The following is a 24,113-nucleotide window of genomic DNA, read 5'->3' as shown; positions in this document are numbered from 1 at the left end:
CTAAATGTTCCATGTTACTCCTGTTTCTTTTTCTGAAAGTTCCCAAAGTTTTTTAGCTACAGTTTCGTCTTTGGCGTGAGGCTCTAATTTATGTGCTCCAACCGGACCAGTCCAATTACTTCTACCTGTAGGACCATAAAAACCACTTTGGTCTAAATTTGGTTCTGTGGCACACATCAATTGCGGATAAGCCCCTTTTTCTGCCGATTGTACTAATGGCGACAATTTCATCAGTTGCCAAACAAAGCGAGTCATTAAACTACCACTGGTTTTAATCAATGAAGTTCTAGAAGCTCCTGGATGACAAGCATATGCTTTTACATCTGACTTATTTGCTTCATTTAGACGATCTTGCAATTCGTAAACACACATGATTTGTGCTAACTTACTTTGGCTATATACACCGTTTGGATTGTAGTTTTTATCCCAGTTCAAATCGTCAAACTGTATGGTTTTAATACCCATATTATAACCCATACTTCCTACGGTTACTATGCGTCCTTTAGATTTTTCTATCAATGGAAATAATAATCCTTGAAGCGTGAAATTTCCGAAGTGGTTCGTCCCCATTTGGCTTTCCCAGCCATCTTCAGTAAGCGTTTGTTTAGGTACCTGGGCAATTGCAGCATTACAGATAAGTGCATCAATTTTTGGCACAGTTTTAATAACTTCTTCAGCAGCTTTTTTTACTGAATTTTGTACTGCTAAATCCATTTGTATGGATGATACTTCAATATCATTTCCGAGTTCTAGTTTTAAAGCAGTAATAGTGTCTGCAGATTTTTTAGGATTTCTATTCAACATAACCACTTTTGCTCCCTTTGATAACAATATTTTTGATGCTTCAAAACCTGTTCCGCTTGTTGTTCCGGTTATAACATATGTTTTGCCATTCAGATTTTCAATTCTATCAGGTGTCCAACCGTTTTTACCAAATTGATTTATATTCATTGTGTCTATTTTTTATTATTTAAAAGAATAAGACAAAGGTCGGACATAAATAGGCAGAAGTCCTTATACAGAATTTCGAAAGTTGTATACTTTTTGACTGGATTTAATTTCATAGATTTCAAGTGCATATGAAAATGATATCATGTTTTATTTCCGTCGTTATTTAAATAACGATTAACTAAGTAAACAAATTTAGTAGATTTTACATCACTTGGTTGAGAATTTATGTATTAGATTTATGTTTATTAATAATAAATTAAACAACAAACATTTTTTTATCTTGGATAAGTTGTTCATCAATAATTCGAAAACGAAACCATGAAAAAACCGTTCATAATTTTAGCTATCCTGCTCCCCTTTTTTATTTTTGCTCAAAATGCCAATTATCAAATAAGTTCATATTTAAGTGAAGGTATTAAAGCCCCAAACACACATCATATTGGTGATGCTTGGTTGAATTTTTTAGTAGAAGGGGACGACGATTTCAATCAAAATATTACACAAGCTACTTTTAGCGCCAACTCCACTTTAGATTGGCACAAACACACAACAACCCAAATTATTATTGTTGTTGATGGTGTAGGTTACTATCAAGAAAAGGGTAAAGAACCCATTATCATAAAAAAAGGCGATGTGGTAAACTGTAAGAAAGATACCGAACATTGGCATACAGCTTCAGCCAAAAATTCTGTTTCCTATATCGCAATTTATGGTAAGCAACCAACCATATGGACCGAGAAACTAACCCAAGACTATTACGATAGTGTTGCCCTGAGATTGGAGGGTGAATGAAAATAAAATTCAGGAAACCTTAATCTTCTGGTGGATAACCATGAATTTGTTCAAAAACTTCATCGAAGTTTGAACGTAAATACGAGTTGAGTTTCTTGCGGTAATCGCCTTTTAGCCATTCCACAAAGTTAAATGTACTTTTACTAATACACTTGGTATAACGCTGGATTCTAAAGTCGATATCGTCGCCCAACTGTTTCGCTAAGGCAATAGCATCGTAAACGTCTTCGCTGTTTTCAATACATATTTTACCATGTTGCTCAATAGAACGTTCCAACACTACTTTTGATGATTCACCGGCTCTAATAGAATCGACATACACTTTCTGGATATCAAAATGTACGTCTTCAGATTTTGCGAACTGTGCACGCAACTCATCGGGCATTTCATATCTAAAATTGCTTTCTAACTCTTCATCACTTAAAATAGCATCTAAGTAATAGTTAGGCGATTTAAAGATGCGTTGCCAATCCAGATTATCGCCCCAAGGCCCAAACCTATGGAAATTGTTTCCTAAATCGACAACCGTAAACGATTTTTTATCTTTTAAAATACGCGACCCACGACCAATCATTTGGTAATACAAGGTTAACGATTTGGTTGCTCGGTTTAAAATGATACTTTCAACAGTTGGTTCATCAAAACCAGTGGTTAAAATACTAACCGATGTTAAAATGGCATCTGGGGTTTTCTTAAACCATTTTAGTATCATGGCGCGCTCTTTTTTAGTATTGGTATTATCTAAATGCGCTACAGGATAACCTGCTCTTCTAAAGGTATCGTAAACATGTAAAGAGGTGTTGATACCGTTATTAAATATTAATGTTTTTTTACCTTTCGAACGTTCTTCATAAGCTTGTAACAACTTGGATAGCATGTCGTTATCGGTATACAAGTCTTCCGATGATTTAACGGTGTAATCACCATTGGCTCCAACAACTAAAGAAGTTAATCCCACGTTATAAGTGTACATTTCGGCGCGTGCTAAAAAGCCATTTTCAATCAACGATTCTATGCTTTCACCAACAATTAACTCATCGTAATTATCGGTCATTGGCAATTCAATACTCGAACTTAAAGGTGTTGCAGTAACTCCTAAAATAAACGACTGACTAAAAAACTTAAAGAGTTTGGTAAATGAATTGTAGTGTGCCTCATCAATAATAACCAATCCAATATCAGAAATATCAAGCTTATCATCATTCAATCGGTTGTTTAAGGTTTCTACCATAGCCACAAAACAACTGTAATCTGCTTGATCGCTTAAATCGGCTTTACTATCTACAACCTTGTTATGTACACCAAATTCTGTGAGCATGTTTGAGGTTTGCTTACACAATTCTATACGATGTGTCATCACCAATACTTTCTTTTGATGATGCTTTAAATATTGTCTAACGATTTCTGAAAAAATTACCGTTTTACCACCACCTGTTGGTAATTGATACAGTAAGTGATAATCTTCTGGTGATTCTTCAAAAGCGGTAAAAATTTTATCAATGGCACCTTTTTGGTAGCTGTATAAACTTTTGCCTTCTGCTCTTTCTTCTAATTCTAATTCTGCTTTCGTTATCGACATACTTAATTTTTTGCAACGTGCAAAAATAACACCTTTTAAGCGTTTATTGAGCATGTTTAACGGGAAATTATCAAACTAATGTTAACAGTTATTGATTTTTTGTATTCAATTTTTTAAAAGTTTTTTTAATATAATTGGGCTAAACTATTGACGTACAATTCGTTTTAGATTTATCTTGTAGAACTCATAAAAATCTTTAGGCTTTAAAAAAGGAATTAATACATTTGTTTAAATTAAATCGATAGGCATGCAAAATCAAGACAAATCTCAAGAAAATAGCTATGTAGCTAATGAAAGCAGATACGATACTATGACGTACAAACGTACTGGAAAAAGTGGTGTACTTTTACCTGCTATTTCGCTTGGTTTATGGCATAACTTTGGTTTTGTGGATGATATTGAAAATGGAAGAGACATTTTAAGAACCGCTTTCGATTTAGGTATCACGCATATTGATTTAGCCAATAACTACGGTCCGCCTCCAGGATCTGCCGAAACTAATTTTGGAACCATTTTAAAGCAAGATTTTAAAGCATATCGCGATGAATTGTTTATAGCCACAAAAGCTGGTTATGGTATGTGGTCTGGGCCTTATGGCGATTTCGGGTCTAGAAAATATTTAATTTCGAGTTTAGACCAAAGTTTAAAACGCATGGGATTAGATTATGTTGATGTGTTCTATCATCACCGTTACGATCCTGATACACCACTAGAGGAATCTATGGGTGCGCTTGCTGATATTGTGCGACAAGGAAAAGCGTTGTACGCGGGTATTTCTAATTATGGTCTTGATGAAACCCAACGAGCTGCAAAGCTTTTAAAGGACATGAATGTGCCATTTATTTTAAATCAAGCCAGATACTCCATGTTTGACCGTTGGGTTGAAGACGGACTTCTAGATACGTTAAACACGCATGGTGTTGGTTGCATTGCGTATTCGCCTTTAGCACAAGGGATGCTTACTGATAAGTACTTAAACGGGATACCTAAAAACTCTCGTGCAGGAAATGATTCTATCTTTTTGAATGCTGATATTGTGCAATCTAACCTTAGTAAAATTCAAAGTCTGAATGAAATCGCTCAAAAACGCGGACAAAAATTATCGCAAATGGCCATTGCTTGGATTTTAAGACAACCTGAAGTTGCTTCGGTATTAGTGGGCGCAAGTTCTTCAAAACAATTGAAAGAAAATGTAAAATCTTTAGACTGTTTAGACTTTTCTCAAGAAGAATTGCAAAAGATTGAAGAGATCGTTACATAGTAACTATTATTCCTTTATAATTCGAATAGTCACTTTAACGCCTGCAGAAAGCGGCCATATTTTACCTGTGATAAGGTTTCTCTTATCATCGATAATTTTATACTCAGCAGTATTAGGTATTGAAAATCCCTCATTAATGGCTAAAAACTGAATTTTATTAACGCCTTGGTTTAATTTAAGCTTAAAACCTTGAAAACCTGAAGTAAGTAAAACTCTAGGTTTGTAAAAATCGCCATCAATTAAAATACCTATAACATCAGCATCTTCGGCACCCCAATCTCGGTAATAGATTTCAATAAAATCAGAATCTGTTCTGTAATCTCCCCAATTCGCATCTTCATTTAAGCCTGCATAAAGTCCGTGACCTTCGGGCTTTACTTCATTTTCAATTTTTTTAAGATTTTTAGAGTACAATTCCCCAGGATTACCAAATTCTTCTTTCGGGAACATCGAAAATTCCTTTTTAGGCATATCGAGCGTTGGAGATACTTTTGGATTGTTCATCCCTAAAGTCGTATTGTTTTCTATGGGTTTTGATGGTGTTAATGGACTCGCATCTGTAGAATCTTTTTCAGCTTCAATAGCAGGTATGGCAATAGATTTTTTTCTAGAATCTATTTGAGCCTGCACAGCTATTGAAAAAAATAGCATAACAATACATAAAACATAAGGTTTCATCAATGGTAAAATATTTAATCTGTTGTTCATGCCGCTTCAAAGATATTATTAATCTTTTACGAATTACTTGATACATTCAATTTTCTAAATCGGTAAAAGCAAAAACTATTCCTAAATGACTTTAGATGCAAAAATATTAAATTACTTGTGCCCTATTTCTTTGTAAAAACGTTAAATCTTGTTAATTTATTACTTTGTTATACATAGTACTGTAACAAAATAATATTATGCTCGTCTACTTGGTATAATCATTAAAATAATTATTCATCAATTAAAAATCAAAAATCATGAGAACTTTAAACAACAATCAAATTACAGGAACATTACAAGGATCAAAAAGCCACGAATGGAACACAAAAAGACGTTACAGATAAGTAACGTCTTTTTAAACCAAAGACCTTCATCAGCATGTGCTGAACCTGTTTCAGTATTAATTATTAAAATCAATCCAATGAAAACTTTAGTAAAAATATCTAGAAGATTAAATGCCTTGACTCAGCAAGACTTAATGCGTGGTAAAAAGATTGAAGACTTTCAGTCGTATTATTCGGGCATCTGGAAAGGTACCAAGCGGTATGCACATTAACTAAGGAGCTCATAATTACGGTATTATTATTGTGATTCATTTTTCACATTAACATTTAATTCTATAATCATGAGACACTCAAAATTAGTACCTGAAGTAAATGCGGGGTCTATGGCAGACATCGCATTTTTATTGCTTATTTTCTTTTTAGTTACTGCTACAATCTCTTCAGATGAAGGTATTAACAGACTTTTGCCTAGAGAATGTCCTCCGGGAATGGATTGTTCATCAGACATTAACGAGCGTAATATTTTACGAATTCTAGTTAATAATAGCGATGATATTATGATTGAAAATCAGATAGTTCCTATTGAAAACCTGAAAGACCTCACCAAGATTTTTTTAGATAATAATGGCGATGGTAGCTGTAACTATTGCCAAGGCTTAAAAAACATTACCCTTTCAGATAATCCTAAAACAGCTGTGGTTTCGTTGCTAAACGGACAACGAACAACTTATAAAACTTATGTTGCTGTACAGAATGAATTAACAAAAGCCTACTACGAATTAAGGAAAGATTACAGCATGAAGGTATTTAGAAAGCCTGCAGATAAACTAACTAAGACGGAACTACAACAAGTAAAAGAGGCTTATCCTTTTATTTTGTCGGAAGCTGAATCGAAGTAAGTACAGTTGCTTTAGGAATGCCATATTCAATACAAACCCGTTTTTTGCCCCATTGTTTGGCAGCTTTCACGTCTACGCCCATATATATATCAATGCGTTTTTGCCATTTTGAATGCATTTTATCTTTAACTAAATATATTCCATCAAGACCATCAATCTTGATTGGGGTATTGTGTTTTAAACCCATTTTAAGTAAGTCTCTAGAAACAGCAATGTATTTTAATCCAGGTTTTAAACTATCTCCAAATGCGGTGATATTTGGATTTGAATTGGTTTGATAAGCTAAAGAGTTGTATGCGGTTGCGGTAACATGAATGGCATCCCAAATGTATTCATCATCAGCAGAAGTTTCAGATTTTTTACAACTGAAACACATTAAAACACAAAGAAATACAAGAATTCTCATGGCTTATCAGTATCGTTTTATTAAAGATAGGTAATTAAATTTAAAAAGCTAAAAGAGCCTTCAATTCGGCTTCAAATCTGTTTTTCGGTAAATATTGATCTTCAAGCTGTTTTGCAAAAGGAATAGGGGTTTCAATGCTAGCCACACGTTTTACAGGGGCATCCAAATACTCAAAGCAATTTTCCATAATACCTGCTGAAATATCACTTGCAATGCCTCCAAAAAGAGAGTCTTCTTGAAGCATTATGGCACGTCCTGTTTTCTTCACAGAATCATAAATGGTTTGCGTATCTAAAGGCTGAAGCGTTCTTAAATCGATAAGGTCTGCTGAAATTTCTGGATTGTTACTTAAAGTTTCTAAAGCCCAATGAATCGCTCCACCATAAGAAATAATGGTTACATCTTGCCCCGTTTTTATAACAGAAGCTTTACCAAAAGGCAATGTGTAGTAGTCGACAGGAACTTCTTGACGAATGCTTCTATACAAGCCTTTGTGCTCGAAAAATAATATAGGGTTAGGGTCATTAATTGCAGTATTTAGCAAGCCTTTGGCATCATATGGAAAGGCAGGATATACTACTTTTAAACCTGGTGTTTTAGTAAACCAAGCTTCGTTAGTTTGTGAATGAAACGGACCTGCAGCAACACCGCCACCGCAAGGCATTCTTATAACAACATCAGCTTCTTGTTGCCAGCGATAAAAAGATTTTGCCAAATAGTTGACTATCGGATTGAAACCAGAACTTACAAAATCTGCAAATTGCATTTCAACAATGCTTTTAATCCCAGCTATGGATAATCCCATCGCAGTCTCAACAATTGCCGATTCGCAAATGGGTGTATTTCTCACTCTATCCTTTCCAAAAAGATTTATAAAGCCTTCGGTAATTTTAAATGCACCTCCATATTCTGCAATATCTTGACCCATAATGACTAGGTCTTCATGACGTTCCATGTTCTGTTTTAAACTATCGGAAATGGCATCAATAAAGCGTATTTCTTTTAACTCTGAATTTTCATTATCTACTTGGTAATCAAAAGGTTTATAAACATCATTTAATTCATTGGTTTCATCAGGAATAATAGCTTCTTCATTAAACGCAACATCCAAATGTTCATTTATTTCATGTACAATAGTTTCCTTTATTTTTACTTCCTCAGTTTCGCTTAAAATCTTTTGTTCTTTTAAAAACGCTTGAAAATTTAAGATGGGGTCTTTTGCTGCCCAAGTATCCATAAGCTCCTGTGGCACATATTTGGTACCACTCGCCTCTTCGTGTCCGCGCATTCTAAACGTTTTAAATTCTATTAAAACAGGTCTTGGATTTTGTCTTACAGAAGCGTTTATTTCACACATTTTAGTATAGACTTCAACAATATTGTTGCCGTCTATAATATGTGATTCCATGCCGTAGCCTAAACCTCTATCCGCAATATCTTTACAATTATACTGTTCGTTTGTGGGTGTTGATAATCCATAACCGTTATTTTCAACACAAAATAAAACGGGCAATTGCCATACCGAAGCCACATTTAAAGCTTCATGGAAATCGCCTTCGCTGGTGGCGCCTTCACCCGTGAAAACAGCTGTAACTTGATTTTTGTTTTTTAATTTTGAGGCTAATGCTATTCCATCGGCAACACCTAACTGCGGACCCAAATGCGAAATCATACCCACAATTTTGTATTGCTGAGTCCCAAAATGAAAAGAGCGATCTCTCCCCTTTGTGAACCCTGAAGCTTTTCCTTGCCATTGGGCAAATAATCGGTATAATGGAATGCCTCTGGTTGTAAAAACACCTAAATTTCGATGCATTGGTAAAATATATTCATCTTCTTCCATCGCCATAGTTACACCTACAGCTATGGCTTCCTGCCCTATACCTGAAAACCACTTACTTATTTTACCTTGCCTTAACAGAATCAACATTTTTTCTTCTATCAATCTGGGTTTCAGCATATTTTTATATAATGCTAAAAGCAAATGGGCATCAAGTTTTCCTTTTTTGTAATTGATTTGCGATGTAGATTTTATCACTTTCATAAAAAAATGCTTAATTCACTATCAAATATACCATAATTCAACATTAATAATTCAAAAAATTGCACATTACTCAGTATCTATAACTTTGAATGTTTTTGTACATTTGTGTATATCACATTTTAAAATCACATTTTATGAATATCATCCCAAGTGTTAATTTAAAAGATTTTTTGTCTGACGACCCCGTTAAAAAACAAAACTTTGTGGACGCCATTGGTAAAGCCTACGAAGAAATTGGCTTTGTAGCGCTAAAAGGTCATTTTTTAGACGAAGCTTTAGTAGAAAATCTTTATAAAGAGGTTAAAAACTTTTTTAGTTTACCAACAGAAACCAAACAGAAATACGAAATTCCTGGAATTGGAGGACAGCGCGGGTATGTGTCTTTTGGAAAAGAAAGTGCAAAAGGCAAGAAAGAAGGCGATTTAAAAGAATTTTGGCATTTTGGACAGTATGTTGAAAATAACGATAAGTTAAAAGAGGAATACCCAGATAACGTTTATGTTAAGGAGCTGCCAGAATTCAATAAAGTTGGTAAGGAAACCTATAAAATGCTTGAAAAAACAGCAAAATTTGTGTTAAGAGCATTGGCATTACACTTAGGACTTGAAGAAAATTATTTTGATGAGTATATCTATAATGGTAATTCTATTTTAAGACCAATACATTATCCACCAATTACCGAAGAACCTAAAGAAGCGGTTAGAGCTGCAGCACATGGTGATATTAACTTAATCACGCTATTAATGGGTGCTCAAGGAAGAGGGTTACAAGTGCAAAACCATAAAGGTGAATGGATTGATGCCATTGCTGAGCCTGATGAGTTGATGATTAACGTTGGCGATATGCTTTCGAGACATACCAACAATAAACTGAAATCGACTATACACCGCGTAATTAACCCACCAAAAGAGCTTTGGGGTACTTCACGTTACTCTATTCCGTTTTTTATGCACCCTATTAGCGAAATGAAACTTGATGTTTTACCTGGTTGTATTGATGAAAATAATCCTAAAGCCTTTGATGATATTACTGCTGGCGAGTTTTTAACGGAACGATTAATTGAATTAGGGCTGATAAAAAAATAGCCTAAATAATCCTAAGTTAGGAATACTTTTTGTTCGCTTAAACTGAGGATAATTACTTAAAATAATGGATTTACAAGACCAGCTAAAAAACTTATTTCCCGAGCATATTCAAGAAGAACAGACTTCTGAAAACAAAGCTAGTGATATTTGGATGCAAGACGATCCCATAATATGCAAATACGAAAAGCGAAAAGGCAAACCTATTACCATTCTTGAAGGTTATACTGGAGCTACCGAAGATTTTAAAAAATTAGCCAAAGAAATTAAAACAAAGCTGAGTGTTGGTGGAAGTTTTAAAGATGATAAAATTATTATTCAAGGCGATTATCGCGATAAAATCATGCAAATGTTAAAAGACAAGGGTTTTAATGTTAAGCGTGTTGGAGGATAAATTATGAAAAATAAACCTTTGCATATCACCAATGGTAGTAGTTTAACTAACTTCCTTAACGAATTAAATGTTGAAGGTGAAAAATTAACATGGCAAGAAATGTTATGTGAAGGCCCGACGACAAGAAAAGTGGTTTCAGAATTATTTATAAATGAACGCATCAAATTTTTTAGTGAGTTTTATGATATTGATTTAGACCTTGATCAAATAAACGCTGAAATAGATAAACTAAATAACCCTGAAAACTATTCAGAAATTATTCTTTGGTTTGAGTATGATTTGTTTTGCCATTTAAATATGGTTGCTGTAATTAGTTTACTTCAGCAAAGAAAAATAGACTTGCCTATTTACTTAGTTTGTAGCGGTCGTATTGAAGGGAGTAAGAGTCTAAAAGGACTTCCAGAACTAACTCCAGAGCAGCTTATGGACCATTATAATAATAAAGTTCTTCTCAACAAGGAAGATATCGAAATGGCAACTACCGTTTGGGGTATTTATTGCGGTATTGATCATAATTTATTAAAACCATTTATTGTAAAAAGTTCGTCTTTCAAATATCTAAGTAATTGTTTAAAAGCGCATTTAAAGCGTTTTCCAGATTCTATAACTGGTTTGAATATTCTAGAAACCAATATTCTTAAAATTATTAATGAACAAAATATCACATCTAAAAATCATCTATTAGGTTATGCCTTAAATTATCAAGGGTACTATGGTTATGGTGATATACAATTTGAAAGAATTATTGAATATTTAAGCATCTTTTATACCGTTTCTGAACATAAAATAGAATTGAATCGAAAAGGTCACGAAGCCTTACTAGGACAGAAAAATTTCGCTGCTAATATTAATGATCGCATGATTTTTGGTGGCGTTGAAAAAAATAGTTTTCAGTTTAATATCGCTGAAAATAAACTTGTAAAATCTATATTAAATGCCAATTAAAGAGTCTGAGCTCATTTTAAACCCAGATGGAAGTGTTTATCATTTAAATTTAAAACCAGAGCATGTTGCCCATACCGTCATTTTTGTTGGCGATCAAAATAGAGTAAGTAGAATATCAAAGTATTTTGACTCCATTGAATTTGAAACACAAAAGCGAGAATTCAAAACCCATACCGGATATTATAAAAAGAAGCGTATAACGGTAATTTCAACCGGCATAGGTCCTGATAATATTGATATTGTTTTAAATGAACTGGACGCACTAGTGAATATCGATTTTAAAACAAGACAAATAAAAGACAAGCTTACAAGTCTTAAAATTGTACGAGTTGGAACTTCAGGTGCATTGCAAGATGATATTCCAGTAGATTCGATTGTTTTAAGTACCCATGGATTAGACCTAAACGGGATGCTCCACGCTTATAAGATTGATGGTATTAGGTCTCCCGATATTGAAAAAGCCTTTGTAGAACAGACCAATTGGCATTCAGAAAAAGCAAGTCCAATTGTTGTAAAAGGCAGCGAGTCTCTTCAAAAAACTTTAGATAGCGACACTATATATAAAGGTTTAACAGCAACAGCTGGAGGTTTTTATGGTCCGCAAGGGCGTGTATTGCGTCTAGCCGTTCAAGATGCAGAGTTGAATTCTAAAATGGATAATTTCAATTTTAATGGTACCAAAATCACTAATCTAGAAATGGAAACATCGGCAATTTATGGCTTGTCAAAATTATTAGGTCATGATGCAATCTCGTTAAACGCCATTATTGCCAATAGGGTTTTAGGTACTTTTAGTAAAGACCCAGGAGCGGCAGTCGAAAATTTAATAACATATACACTTAATAAACTTACAGAGTAAACCCAATTGATTTCATGAAGCAAGTAAATATTGGCGGCGTGCCAGAACATTTTAATTTGGCCTGGTATTTAACGCTAAAAGATGGCGAATATAAGGAACAAGGTATCAATTTACGTTGGCAAGATTACTATGGCGGTACTGGTGCGATGTGTAAAGGTTTAAGAAATGGTGATATTGATATTGCTGTGATTTTAACCGAAGGTATTATAAAAGATATTATTGACGGAAACCCAAGCAAAATTGTGCAAACTTTTGTGCAAACGCCACTTAATTGGGGTATTCATGTGGCTAACGATTCTAAATATCAGACTATTGAAGATTTAAAAGGAACCAAAGCAGCTATTAGTCGATATGGTTCGGGCTCTCATTTAATGGCTTACATCAATGCTGAGAACAACAATTGGGATTTAGAGAAAGACCTAAATTTTGAGGTTATCAAAAACCTAGATGGTGCCGTTGAAGGTTTAACCAATGGCGTTGCCGATTATTTTTTATGGGAAAAATTTACAACGAAACCCATTGTAGATGATGGCGTTTTTAGACGAATTGGCAACTGCCCATCACCATGGCCTTGTTTTGTAATAGCTGTAAGAGAAGAGTTTATAGAACATCATGCCGAAGACTTAAAAACAATTCTGAACATTATCAATAACACCACTGAAGATTTTAAAAACATACCAAGCATCGATAAAACGATTGCCAACCGTTATGAGCAAAAGTTAGACGATGTACAGGAATGGTTAAGTATTACAGAATGGTCTCAAGAATTAATTGACAAAAAAACCGTTATGAATGTGCAAAAGGAATTGTTTGCACTAAATATTATTCCAGAAATTGTTGAATACGAATCATTGATTTATAAAATTTAAATATAGAACTTTTAAAAAATCATATTTAGGGTCAAGTACATTTATACTTGTTTTAAAATGTTAATGTTTAACAAAATAAAGTGAATAGGCTGTGTATTTTCCTATTTTTGAACCTCAAATAATATAACACATGAAAAAACTACTTTTTATTGCTTTTGCAATAGCCATTATCGGATGTAAAAAAGAAGATAAGTCAGGTATTGCGATAATTTCTGGTGAAATAACTAACAGACCTGTTGGAGAGTTAACCATTAATAGTGAAGACCGTTCGTTTAAAGAAACTATAGCGGTATCTCCAGTTGGAGCCTTTACAGATACACTGAGTACTGATATTAATTCTTATGTGTTATACGACGGTTCAAATCCTATTTTTTTAAATATCGAATCTGGATATAATCTACATATCACATATGATGCGAACGATTTTGATAACACAATTAAAATTACAGGTGTTGGCTCTGAAATAAACAACTATTTAGTTGCTAAAAGAAAGCAAGAAAAAGAGATGTTTAAAAATAATAAAGAAGTGTATTCTTTGGATGAAGCCCAGTATAAAGAGCGCATGCTAGCCTTTAAAAATACGCAAGAAGAATTATTAAATAATACTGAAGGTGTATCAAGTGAATTTGCTTCAAAAGAGAAAAAAAACCTATTTTATGGTTATTTAGGAAGTTTAAATAATTACGAGAGAGCCCATAAATACTTCACAAAAAAAGAAAATTTTAAAGTTTCTGAAGATTTCTTAAATGAGCTAAAAGAAGTGGATTATAATAATGCCGAAGATTTCAATTTCTCAAGCAATTACAAGGATATTGTAAATGATTATTATGGTGATAAGGCACAAAAATTAAAGGAAAAAGATTCTATTCGATACGATATGGCTTTTTTAAAGACCGTTGGTGCGATTGATAACGAAAACATTAAAAATGCTTTGCTTTTCGATTTTGCTAGCTTTAATATAACGTATTCAGAAGATATTGATGCGTTTTACAATACGTTTATAAAAAATTCTACTGACGAGAAGAACAACCAAATTATTAAAGATAAATACAACGAATTAATGAGGTTAACCGAAGGAAAACCTTCACCAAAATTTGTTGATTATGAAAATCATGCAGGAGGTAAAACCTCTTTAGAAGATTTAAAAGGTAAATACGTTTATGTAGATGTTTGGGCAACTTGGTGTGGACCTTGTGTTCGTGAAATCCCTTTCTTAAAGGAGGTTGAAGCACAATATCATGACAAAAATATCGAATTCGTGAGTATCTCTATTGATAAACTAAGAGACCATGAAAAATGGAAAACCATGGTTAATGATAGAGAGTTAGGTGGTGTGCAGTTATTTGCAGATAACGATTGGAATTCGGCTTTTGTAAAAGCTTATCAAATTGAGGGTATTCCAAGATTTATTTTAATTGATGACGAAGGAAATATTGTAACCGCCAATGCACCGCGTCCGTCTAGTAAAAAGTTAATAGAGTTGTTTGACGCTCAAGAATTATAAAATTAATATAGTGATAAAAAAAAGCCGCTTTTTGCGGCTTTTTTTATGTTTGATTTTGTTCTTGAGCTTCACCTTCTTCTTGCGATGCTTCTTGTTGCGGAGGTTGTTCAGGTTGCTTAAATAAATCTATAAACGCTTCACCTAAATACTCAATAACATGACTCGCAATTAAACTTTGGTAGCCAAAATCTTCAACAGCAATATCAGCAGACCTTCCGTGTAAATACACGCCAATTATGGTTGCTACTAAAGGGTTGTAACCTTGGGAAATTAACCCTACAATAATTCCTGTTAATACATCACCACTACCGGCAGTTGAAAGTCCAGGATTTCCGGTGGTATTTATATATAATTTGTCTTCAAAAACAGTTATGGTGTTAGCACCTTTTATAACAACTATTACTTGATGCTTTTTTGTAAAGGCTTTAACTTTATCAAGTTTATCAAAATCATCTTTCCATTTCCCAATCAAACGTTCTAGCTCCTTTGGATGCGGTGTTAATACCGTCATTTCTGGTAATAACTTCAAAAGTGTTTTCTTTTTAGATAGCATATTCAATCCATCAGCATCTATTACTAATGGTACTTTATTCGTTTTTAGAAATGCTTCAAATGCTTTGGCAGTTTTAGTTTCAGTACCTGCTCCAATTCCAAAGCCTATAACTGTAGGTTCTATATCAAATGAAATGGCTGTTATTATTTCGTCATCCACATCGGTAATCACCATTGCTTCAGGAAAAGAGGCTTGTACGGCATGATAGCCACATTTTGGCATATAGGCTGTAACCAATCCTGCTCCTGCTGTTAATGTCGCTCTACTGGCTAGTGTAACCGCTCCTATTTTACCATAACTTCCGCCAATAATTAAAGCATGGCCAAATTGTCCTTTATGCGAATATTTTTCTCGAGGCACGTAATTGGGTAGCACTTCATTTTTACCAATCAATACAACATGAGTTTCAGTGGTGTATAAAAATTCAGGATCTAATCCAATATCTAAAACTTCCCATTGTACCGTAAATTTTGCGGTTTCGGGTAAAAAGAACACCAATTTTGGAGAAGCAAAACTTAAAGTAAATCCAGCCCAAACTACGGCATCTTCATCTTTAACTGGTTGGTCTGGATATAACCCTGACGGAATATCTATAGCTAGAGTAAAAGCTTTACTTTTTCTAAAATGTATAAAAAGTTGTTTGACCCATAGATCAATTGGTCTATTTAATCCTATGCCAAAAACTGCATCAACAATGATGTCTTCCGGAGCAATCTCGGGAAAATCTTGAGCACAATTTAATAGCACCGGCCACTTTTTAGTCACATTTTTTATGCGGTCGTAATTAATTAAAAAATCTTTCGATCGTTTGTCGCTACAATTAATAATATAGGTGAATACATTATAGCCATGAGTTATTAAATGCCTCGATAAAACTAGACCATCTCCCCCATTATTTCCAATACCACAAAACACATGAATAGGCACTTGAGCCCCTTGTATGCGCATATGCATCCAATTAAAAATTTGAGTACCTGCACGCTCCATTAAGTCGGTAGAGGTAATGTTTTGTCTTTCTGCAGTTAGCTTATCGCCTTCGTAAATTTGTTCTTTAGAAAATAGCTTCATCTATATGTAATTATCATTTTTTCATTTCTTATAACAATTAGTCGTTTTTTTTAAACGAATACCGATTGAAGATAAGAATATTGTAAAAAAAATATTTTAGTTTTTTTATTAGGTTAAATGTAATACTTTTGGAGGGTATTATATAACAATAATGAATCATTTCAGCCAGAATACGCTTACTTTAGTTTCTTTTTTCGCAAAAGGAACAACGTGTGCTTTTGGTACAACTACAAATATTACAACCCTTTGGGGTTGCTAGTTATATATATTCCGCAGACTCATTTTGTAATTTCAAAAAATTACAACATTTCAAGCATTATTTTTAATTATCAAGACATTAAAACATGAAGGTTTTAAAATTCGGTGGAACTTCAGTGGGTTCTTCACAAAATATAAATAACGTCATCAATATTTTAGTTAACCACAGCAAAACGGATACTTTGGTTTGTGTGGTTTCGGCAGTTGGTGGCATTACAGACAAATTACTTTTAGCTGGAAAGCAAGCGCAAAATAAGGAGGAAGCATTTATAGAAACCTTCAATACCATAAAAACACGTCATTTTGAAATCGTTAAGGAATTAAATCCAAACAAAAGTGATAACATTTTAAGTTTTGTAGAAGATAAATTAAACGCTCTAAGAAGTTTATTAGATGGCATTTTTTTAATCAATGAATTATCGCCAAAAACATCTGATAAACTGGTAAGTTTTGGTGAGTTATTATCATCCTTTATCATTGCTGAAACAATGAAAAATAGAGGGCTTTCCGCAGATGTTAAAAATTCGCAGGAGCTTATTGTTACCAATTCAAATTTCACGAAAGCGGAAGTGGATTACAGTATTACGAATCAAAATATTCGCGATTATTTTAAATCGGCTAAACAAAAAATAACCATACTTCCTGGATTTATTTCTAAATCTAGAATAGGTGAAATTACAACGCTTGGTCGTGGTGGTTCAGATTTTACAGCTGCTATTGTTGCCGCAGCCTTACATGTTGAGACCTTAGAGATATGGACCGACGTTAGTGGTATGTATACCACGAATCCTAAATTGGTAAAACAGGCCTACCCTATTGAAAGAATCTCGTATCAGGAGGCAATGGAATTATCGCATTTTGGTGCGAAGGTTTTATATCCACCTACGGTGCAACCTGTTTTGAGTTTAGATATTCCAATTCACATTAAAAACACCTTAGAACCTGATGCTTTTGGAACCGTAATTTCTAATGAAGAAATTAAATCGACCTCTCCAGTAAGAGGGATTAGTAACATCGGCAATATTGCATTATTGACATTAGAAGGTAGTGGAATGGTTGGGATTCCAGGATTTTCAAAACGCTTGTTTGAAACGTTATCACAAGAGAAAATTAATGTGATTATGATTACGCAAGCCTCGTCTGAACATTCTATTTGTCTGGGAATTGAAGATAAAGAAGCAGAAAATGCAAAAGCGGCAATTGATGTCGTTTTTGAAAATGAAATTGCTTTAGGTAAAATTGAGCCTATCATTATTGAAACAGGATTGTCAATTATTGCCTTAGTAGGAGATAATATGAAGAACCACCAAGGTATTAGTGGTAAAATGTTTAGTAGTTTAGGTAAAAATAACATCAATATAAGAGCCATTGCGCAGGGTGCTTCAGAAAAGAATATTACTGCCGTTATTGATGAAAAGGATGTTAAAAAAGCATTAAACACGCTTCACGAGCAGTTTTTTGAGACAAAAACTAAACAAATAAATGTTTTTATTACAGGTGTTGGAAATGTTGGCGAACGCTTAGTTGAACAAATAAAACAACAAAAGAAATACTTAAAGGACAATCTTAAGATTAAATTACGTGTTGTTGGATTATCAAATTCTAGGCACATGATTTTTGATGAAGACGGTATCGGTTTAAATAACTGGAAAGAACAATTGGCATCTGGAGAAAAGGCAAGCTTACAAGGCTTCTTTGAAAAAACAAAAGCACTCAATTTACGCAACAGCATTTTTGTTGATGTTACAGCAAATAAAGATGTTGCCGATTTATATGCACAGTATTTAAGACAAAGTATTGCCATTGTAGCGTGTAATAAAATAGCTTGTTCTAGTGATTACAATAATTATAAAGACTTAAAACGATTATCATTGAAGTACAACGCGCCTTTCTTGTTTGAAACTAACGTCGGTGCGGGATTACCAATAATTGATACTTTAGGAAATTTAATTGCTTCCGGCGATAAGGTAAACTCCATTCAAGCAGTTTTATCTGGGAGTTTAAATTTTGTTTTTAATAATTTCAATGATAAAACCAAGTTCTATGATGTTGTAAAACAAGCTGGTGCTGAGGGTTATACTGAACCAGACCCGAGAATAGATTTAAGCGGTGTTGATGTAGCGCGTAAAATTTTAATTCTGGCCAGAGAAAGTGGTGTAGCATTGAATTTAGAAGATATAGATAATACATCGTTTCTTTCAGAAGCTGGTTTAAAAAGTGATTCGGTTGATGATTTCTATCAAACGTTAATTGCAGACGAAGCACATTATCAAAGTTTATACGCTTCCGCGAAAGCGAACAACTGTCAATTAAAATATGTTGCTAAATTTGAAAATGGAAAAGCCAGTGTAGGGTTGCAAGAAATACCCGAAGGACATCCGTTTTATAATTTAGAGGGAAGCGACAATATCGTTATGTTTTATACCGAGCGTTATCCTCAACAACCTATGATAATAAAAGGTGCTGGGGCTGGTGCAGATGTGACTGCTTCTGGTCTATTTGCTGATATTATTAGACTAGGAAACGATTAATTTGAACAGTGGCAGTTTACAGACACTGAAAGCTAATAATGATTTTTGTCCGTTCGAGCGCAATCAAGAACTATTAAAAAAAAGATGAACGAAATAAAAATATTTTCTCCAGCAACCGTTGCGAATGTCGCCTGTGGGTTCGATGTGTTAGGGTTTTGTTTGGATAGCGTTGGAGATGACATGGTAATTAGAAAAACTGCTAAAAAAGGCATTCATATTGCCAATATAGAAGGATTCGATTTGCCTTACGAAGCAGAATTAAATGTTGCCGGTGTTTCGGCATTGGCGATGTATGAGGCTATAGATGTCGATTTTGGTTTTGAAATTGAAATCTATAAAAACATAAAACCAGGAAGCGGCATTGGTAGTAGTGCAGCAAGTGCAGTTGGAAGCGTTTTTGGAATGAATGAATTGTTAGGAAAACCATTTAATAAAACAGAGCTTACTGCCTTTGCCATAAAAGGTGAAGCTTTAGCTAGTAAATGCGAACATGCCGATAACCTCGCTCCTGCACTTTTTGGCGGATTTACGCTGGTGAAAAGTTTATCGCCATTGAAGATATTAGAAATACCAACGCCTAATGATTTGTACGCTACTATTGTTCATCCTCAAATAGAAATTAAGACTTCAGAGTCTCGGGCTTTACTTCCAAAAGAAGTGCCTTTAAGCGATGCTATTACACAATGGGCAAATTTAGGAAGTTTGGTACACGCTTTACATACAAATGATTACGAGTTAATTGGAAAATCCTTAAATGATGTGATTGTTGAACCTTACAGAAGTCAATTGATTCCTTATTTTAATGAAGTGAAACAAGCGGCTTTAAAAGCCAATGCTTTAGGTGTTGGTATTTCAGGATCAGGACCTTCAATTTTCACGTTATGTAAAGGTTCAGAAACAGCCAATAAAATAAAACAAGCCATACAAGATGTATATTCAAAAACAGGAATCGATTTTGAAATACATGTGACTAAAATAAACACTGAAGGTGTTAAAATAATTGAATAAATAATGAATTACTATTCACTCAATCATAAAGCTCCAAATACAACATTCGAAAATGCAGTGGTTAAAGGTTTAGCGCCTGATAAAGGTTTGTATTTTCCAGAAAGTATCACACCTTTACCTCAATCTTTTTGGGATAATTTTGATAATCTGACTTATTCTGAAATCGCTTTTGAAGCCATAAAACAATTTGTGTCTCCTGAAATCCCTGAAGCAATTTTAAAAACAATTGTTGAAGAAACACTTTCTTTTGATTTTCCTGTTGTTAACTTAAATGAAAATATTTCTACCTTGGAATTATTTCACGGTCCTACCATGGCATTTAAAGATGTAGGAGCTCGTTTTATGGCACGTTGCTTAGGGTATTTCAATCAAAATAATACGAATGAAGTCACTGTGTTAGTAGCTACTTCAGGCGATACTGGCGGTGCCGTGGCGAATGGTTTTTTAGGCGTAAAAGGCGTTAATGTGGTTATACTTTACCCTAGCGGGAAAGTGAGCGATATTCAAGAAATGCAACTTACAACTTTAGGTCAGAATATTAAAGCATTAGAAGTTAATGGTACGTTTGACGATTGTCAAGCCATGGTAAAAACCGCTTTTTTAGATGAAAGTTTAACAAGCAAAATGCAATTAACCTCTGCCAACTCAATCAATGTAGCGCGGTGGTTGCCACAGTTATTTTATTTTATGTTTGCTTATAAGCAATTAAATAATAAGTATAAAGACATTGTGTTCTCTGTTCCGAGTGGAAATTTTGGAAATATTTGCGCTGGTATGATGGCACAACAATTGGGTTTACCAGTTAAACATTTTGTGGCTTCAAACAACGCTAATAATGTTGTGACTAGGTATTTAATTTCGAAGCTTTACGAACCAAAACCTTCGGTTCAAACCATTTCGAACGCTATGGATGTTGGTGCGCCAAGTAATTTTATTCGTATTCAAGAAATTTATAAGAATCAATTTGAGGACTTAAAAAACAATCTGTCTTCTTTTAGTTTTTCTGACGATGAAACTAAAGAAGCTATGTTAGAAATTTATAACAAGTATAACTACGTTGCAGACCCACATGGGGCTGTTGGTTATTTGGGATGTAAATCTTATTTGAATAACCATCCAAACGCGCATTGTGTGTTTTTAGAAACGGCGCATCCAACTAAGTTTTTAGATGTTGTTGAAGATGTAATTAAAGAAAAACAACCGTTACCTGAACAAATACAATCGGTTATGGGTAAAGAAAAAGAAGCAGTTGTAATATCGACATATAACGAACTGAAGGATTTTCTTTTAAAATAAAATTGTTTATCTGAAGTCATTAGGCATCCAATTTAAACTAAATATGTATTATGAGTGTAGCAGATTGGATTGGGTTTTTAGGTGTTTCTCAAATATTATTGGCTTACGCATTGAGCGTTTTGGGGAAGATATCCCCAAATAGTTTACTTTTTATACTGCTTAATATTATAGGTGCCGCTATGGCTTGTTTAGCATCTGTTCTTATCAATTATTGGCCATTTATTATCTTGGAAGCTGTTTGGACTTTGGTGTCGGTGTATTCGTTACTAAAGTTTAGTAAGCATTCTATTTGACTTTATTATAAAAACAGAAGCTTTTCATCAATCTCTGATTAGCATAACTTTAAATGCTTTTTTCTCCAATTCTATTTAGGGTAACTTTATACAGGACACCTCATGATGGTTTTCATTATTACTTTTATGAAATTGCACTCAGAAAAAATCTTAGCGATGAAAAAAACGGCCTTCTCAACAATTTACCTAATTGTAATTTCAATGTTTTCATTTCCATTATTTGCTCAAACAGCAGAATGTGATGGAACGCTCCCTTTTGAAGAACAAAATGGATACGTAACTATCGAAATGGAATCTGGTAATTTACCCGCTGGCACTAATTGGCAAACAGGCAGTGAAGCTGATCCTAATTTACCAGGGTCAACCATTAATTATATCTATTGGGATGGTCCAGAGTCATTTAACGCTTTAACAGGTGCTTCTATAACTTATAATATAAAAATAAATAATCCTGGTACATACAGGTTAGTTTGGCGAGGTCGCATTGGTACTGGCACCTCTGGAGGCGAGCATAACGATGCTTGGTTACGTATTGTTGCCGATGATTTTTATGCTACAAAACAAAGTAGTTTTACTTCTACCGAAGCGTTAGAGCCAAGACCTGATTGTAATAGTAACCCAAATAGAGACTGTCCTGTAGGATCTAGCGTTGGTGGTTTTTTTAAGGCATTTATGAATAGACACCCTGTAAACCTGCCTGTAGATCAGCGTTGGGGTTTTGTTACTAATACAAATGATGGAAATTCTTTTCGATTTATATGGGCCACTTTTAATACAGCCGGCCTCTATTCTGTTATTGTTGATGCAAGATCTAGCTTTTTTTTTATGGATAAAATGGTTTTATATAGAAATGATGTGAGCAGTAGTACAGCTTTAGATCTTTCTAATAGCGAATCAATGTGCGCTACCTTATCAATTAATAAGCATAATAAATTCAATGGTTTTGACCTATTTCCTAACCCTTCTAATGGGCAAATTAAGCTGAATAATTTATTACCAAACGGAAAACTGTTTATAAAGAATATACATGGCGTAACGGTGCGTGTAATAAATTATAATTTATCTCAAAAAACCATAGATGTTTCAGATTTAAAAAGTGGCGTCTATTTTATTTCAAATTCAGATAATTATAATGCTTTTGTGAAAAAGTTAGTTAAAATTTAAGTTTAGTAACAAAACTTAAAATTTGTATTAAGCTATACTTTCATATTTCTCAAGATTCACATTTTTTCATATCTTAAAATCTTTAACTAAAAGTTAATACTAATTTTCTATACATTTGTTTTCGTTATTATGGAAGACATATTAGTTGGAATATTGAAATTTTTAGCTAATATTATTGATAGTTTTTCAAGCTATTTTAATATTCGAACATCATTGATGATTACCTATTCCATCTTAATTATTAGCTTAATAATAGTTTATATTTTAATTAAAGATTTCTAAATGAAAAACACAGCCTTATCAGAAACTCATAGTGCTTTAGGTGCAAAAATGGTCCCTTTTGCTGGGTATAATATGCCTGTACAATACGAGGGAGTAAATGTTGAACATGAAACCGTACGAAACGCAGTTGGCGTGTTTGATGTTTCACATATGGGTGAGTTTTTAATTGAAGGTGAGCATGCATTAGAACTTGTACAAAAAGTGACAAGTAACGATGCTTCTAAACTCATAATAGGTAAAGCACAATACAGTTGCTTACCTAATGATGACGGTGGTATTGTAGACGATTTAATTGTATATCGTGTCAAAGAAGACACCTATTTATTGGTTGTAAATGCGAGTAATATTGAAAAAGATTGGAATTGGATTCAATCAAAAAATGATGTTGGCGCCACAATGCGCGATTTAAGTGAAGACTACTCATTATTGGCTATTCAAGGACCAAAAGCGATTGAAGCGATGCAAAGTTTAACCAGCGAAGATTTATCGGCTATAAAATTCTACAATTTTGTGGTTGGTGATTTTGCAGGTATAGAGCATGTTATTATTTCGGCAACAGGTTACACTGGCAGTGGCGGCTTTGAAATATATTGTAAAAACACGGAGGTAAAACAAATTTGGGATAAGGTTTTAGAAGCTGGTGCAGATTACGGGATTAAACCCATTGGCCTTGCAGCCCGTGATACTTTGCGTTTAGAAATGGGTTATTGCCTATACGGAAATGATATTGATGACACTACTTCGCCTATTGAAGCTGGCTTAGGATGGATAACAAAATTCACCAAAGACTTTACTAATTCTGAAGCTTTAAAAGCTGAAAAAGAACGCGGACCAGAACGTAAACTCATTGCTTTTGAGTTGGACGAAAGAGGGATTCCACGCCACGGATATGATATTGTGGATGGAAATGGAAATAAAATTGGTGTGGTGACTTCAGGAACAATGAGTCCGTCGCTTGGTAAAGGTATTGGCTTAGGCTATGTTCCGCCTGTTTTCGCAGATGTTAACAGTAAAATAAATATTCAAATTCGTAAAAATGCGATACCAGCAACAGTCGTAAAATTACCGTTTTACAAAGGTTAA

General features: G+C 34.0%; 22 protein-coding genes. 16 read left to right on the top strand and 6 right to left on the bottom strand.

Annotated features, from left to right (window positions below; genetic code table 11):
* Complete coding sequence (locus tag O5O44_RS09220; protein ID WP_289194088.1) at positions 1-951, bottom strand: SDR family oxidoreductase; 951 nt, start codon at positions 949-951, stop codon at positions 1-3.
* A 318-nt stretch (positions 952-1,269) separates the two neighbouring features.
* On the opposite strand from O5O44_RS09220, the gene O5O44_RS09215 reads away from it, so the two are divergent.
* Positions 1,270-1,743, top strand: a complete 474-nt coding sequence (locus O5O44_RS09215) for a cupin domain-containing protein (protein WP_289194087.1) — start codon at positions 1,270-1,272, stop codon at positions 1,741-1,743.
* Positions 1,744-1,762: 19 nt separating this feature from the next.
* Here O5O44_RS09215 and O5O44_RS09210 read toward each other — a convergent pair whose 3' ends face one another.
* Entirely contained in the window at positions 1,763-3,322 is a 1,560-nt protein-coding gene (locus O5O44_RS09210) for a DEAD/DEAH box helicase (RefSeq protein ID WP_026010138.1), read from the bottom strand.
* Positions 3,323-3,569: 247 nt separating this feature from the next.
* Between O5O44_RS09210 and mgrA the strand changes: the two genes are divergently transcribed.
* Entirely contained in the window at positions 3,570-4,583 is a 1,014-nt protein-coding gene (gene mgrA / locus O5O44_RS09205) for an L-glyceraldehyde 3-phosphate reductase (protein WP_289194086.1), read from the top strand.
* A gap of 6 nt (positions 4,584-4,589) precedes the next feature.
* On the opposite strand, the gene O5O44_RS09200 is transcribed toward mgrA, so the two are convergent.
* Positions 4,590-5,291 carry a hypothetical protein gene (locus O5O44_RS09200; protein ID WP_289194085.1) on the bottom strand — a complete coding sequence of 234 codons (702 nt, stop codon included), beginning with the start codon at positions 5,289-5,291 and terminating at the stop codon, positions 4,590-4,592.
* Between the two features lie 316 nt (positions 5,292-5,607).
* Here O5O44_RS09200 and O5O44_RS09195 point away from each other — a divergent pair, with 316 nt between their 5' ends.
* Complete coding sequence (locus tag O5O44_RS09195) at positions 5,608-5,847, top strand: hypothetical protein (RefSeq protein WP_289194084.1); 240 nt, start codon at positions 5,608-5,610, stop codon at positions 5,845-5,847.
* 69 nt (positions 5,848-5,916) lie between these two features.
* Positions 5,917-6,474: an ExbD/TolR family protein gene (locus O5O44_RS09190; RefSeq protein WP_289194083.1), complete on the top strand. Its 558-nt coding sequence runs from the start codon at positions 5,917-5,919 to the stop codon at positions 6,472-6,474.
* Here O5O44_RS09190 and O5O44_RS09185 read toward each other — a convergent pair.
* Both O5O44_RS09185 and O5O44_RS09180 read right to left on the bottom strand, forming a co-directional pair.
* Positions 6,446-6,880: a 3D domain-containing protein gene (locus O5O44_RS09185; RefSeq protein ID WP_289194082.1), complete on the bottom strand. Its 435-nt coding sequence runs from the start codon at positions 6,878-6,880 to the stop codon at positions 6,446-6,448. The genes O5O44_RS09190 and O5O44_RS09185 overlap by 29 nt on opposite strands.
* Before the next feature lie 40 nt (positions 6,881-6,920).
* Positions 6,921-8,924 carry an alpha-ketoacid dehydrogenase subunit alpha/beta gene (locus O5O44_RS09180; RefSeq protein WP_350494430.1) on the bottom strand — a complete coding sequence of 668 codons (2,004 nt, stop codon included), beginning with the start codon at positions 8,922-8,924 and terminating at the stop codon, positions 6,921-6,923.
* Positions 8,925-9,058: 134 nt separating this feature from the next.
* Here O5O44_RS09180 and O5O44_RS09175 point away from each other — a divergent pair, with 134 nt between their 5' ends.
* The 6 genes from O5O44_RS09175 (at position 9,059) to O5O44_RS09150 (ending at position 14,577) form a co-directional block, all read left to right on the top strand.
* Positions 9,059-10,009 carry an isopenicillin N synthase family dioxygenase gene (locus O5O44_RS09175; protein ID WP_289194081.1) on the top strand — a complete coding sequence of 317 codons (951 nt, stop codon included), beginning with the start codon at positions 9,059-9,061 and terminating at the stop codon, positions 10,007-10,009.
* Between the two features lie 64 nt (positions 10,010-10,073).
* Complete coding sequence (locus O5O44_RS09170) at positions 10,074-10,400, top strand: translation initiation factor (protein ID WP_019388562.1); 327 nt, start codon at positions 10,074-10,076, stop codon at positions 10,398-10,400.
* A gap of 3 nt (positions 10,401-10,403) precedes the next feature.
* Positions 10,404-11,345, top strand: a complete 942-nt coding sequence (locus O5O44_RS09165; protein WP_019388561.1) for a hypothetical protein — start codon at positions 10,404-10,406, stop codon at positions 11,343-11,345.
* Positions 11,335-12,204, top strand: a complete 870-nt coding sequence (locus O5O44_RS09160; RefSeq protein ID WP_289194080.1) for a nucleoside phosphorylase — start codon at positions 11,335-11,337, stop codon at positions 12,202-12,204. The genes O5O44_RS09165 and O5O44_RS09160 overlap by 11 nt, the downstream gene beginning before the upstream one ends.
* 14 nt (positions 12,205-12,218) lie before the next feature.
* Positions 12,219-13,073 carry a substrate-binding domain-containing protein gene (locus O5O44_RS09155; RefSeq protein WP_289194078.1) on the top strand — a complete coding sequence of 285 codons (855 nt, stop codon included), beginning with the start codon at positions 12,219-12,221 and terminating at the stop codon, positions 13,071-13,073.
* A gap of 130 nt (positions 13,074-13,203) precedes the next feature.
* Entirely contained in the window at positions 13,204-14,577 is a 1,374-nt protein-coding gene (locus O5O44_RS09150) for a TlpA family protein disulfide reductase (RefSeq protein ID WP_289194076.1), read from the top strand.
* A gap of 43 nt (positions 14,578-14,620) precedes the next feature.
* Here O5O44_RS09150 and O5O44_RS09145 read toward each other — a convergent pair whose 3' ends face one another.
* On the bottom strand, positions 14,621-16,198 hold the full coding sequence (locus tag O5O44_RS09145; RefSeq protein WP_289194075.1) for an NAD(P)H-hydrate dehydratase: 1,578 nt from the start codon (positions 16,196-16,198) through the stop codon (positions 14,621-14,623).
* 344 nt (positions 16,199-16,542) lie between these two features.
* On the opposite strand from O5O44_RS09145, the gene thrA reads away from it, so the two are divergent.
* The 6 genes from thrA to gcvT all read left to right on the top strand — a co-directional run bounded on the left by thrA (position 16,543) and on the right by gcvT (position 24,113).
* Complete coding sequence (thrA, locus tag O5O44_RS09140) at positions 16,543-18,987, top strand: bifunctional aspartate kinase/homoserine dehydrogenase I (protein ID WP_289194074.1); 2,445 nt, start codon at positions 16,543-16,545, stop codon at positions 18,985-18,987.
* A gap of 84 nt (positions 18,988-19,071) precedes the next feature.
* Positions 19,072-19,995 carry a homoserine kinase gene (locus O5O44_RS09135; protein ID WP_289194073.1) on the top strand — a complete coding sequence of 308 codons (924 nt, stop codon included), beginning with the start codon at positions 19,072-19,074 and terminating at the stop codon, positions 19,993-19,995.
* Between the two features lie 3 nt (positions 19,996-19,998).
* Positions 19,999-21,291 (top strand): threonine synthase, encoded by a 1,293-nt coding sequence (gene thrC, locus O5O44_RS09130; protein WP_289194071.1) that lies wholly within the window; start codon positions 19,999-20,001, stop codon positions 21,289-21,291.
* Positions 21,292-21,341: 50 nt separating this feature from the next.
* On the top strand, positions 21,342-21,584 hold the full coding sequence (locus O5O44_RS09125; protein WP_019388553.1) for a CBU_0592 family membrane protein: 243 nt from the start codon (positions 21,342-21,344) through the stop codon (positions 21,582-21,584).
* Between the two features lie 156 nt (positions 21,585-21,740).
* The gene (locus tag O5O44_RS09120; protein WP_289194070.1) at positions 21,741-22,748 is read left to right on the top strand and encodes a T9SS type A sorting domain-containing protein; all 1,008 of its coding nucleotides are present in this window, start codon (positions 21,741-21,743) and stop codon (positions 22,746-22,748) included.
* 282 nt (positions 22,749-23,030) lie between these two features.
* Positions 23,031-24,113 (top strand): glycine cleavage system aminomethyltransferase GcvT, encoded by a 1,083-nt coding sequence (gene gcvT / locus O5O44_RS09115; RefSeq protein WP_289194069.1) that lies wholly within the window; start codon positions 23,031-23,033, stop codon positions 24,111-24,113.

Origin of the sequence: Algibacter luteus (genome assembly GCF_030344935.1) — a bacterium.
GTDB classification, from domain to species: domain Bacteria; phylum Bacteroidota; class Bacteroidia; order Flavobacteriales; family Flavobacteriaceae; genus Arenitalea; species Arenitalea lutea.
This window is presented reverse-complemented; position numbering and strand designations above follow the sequence as displayed.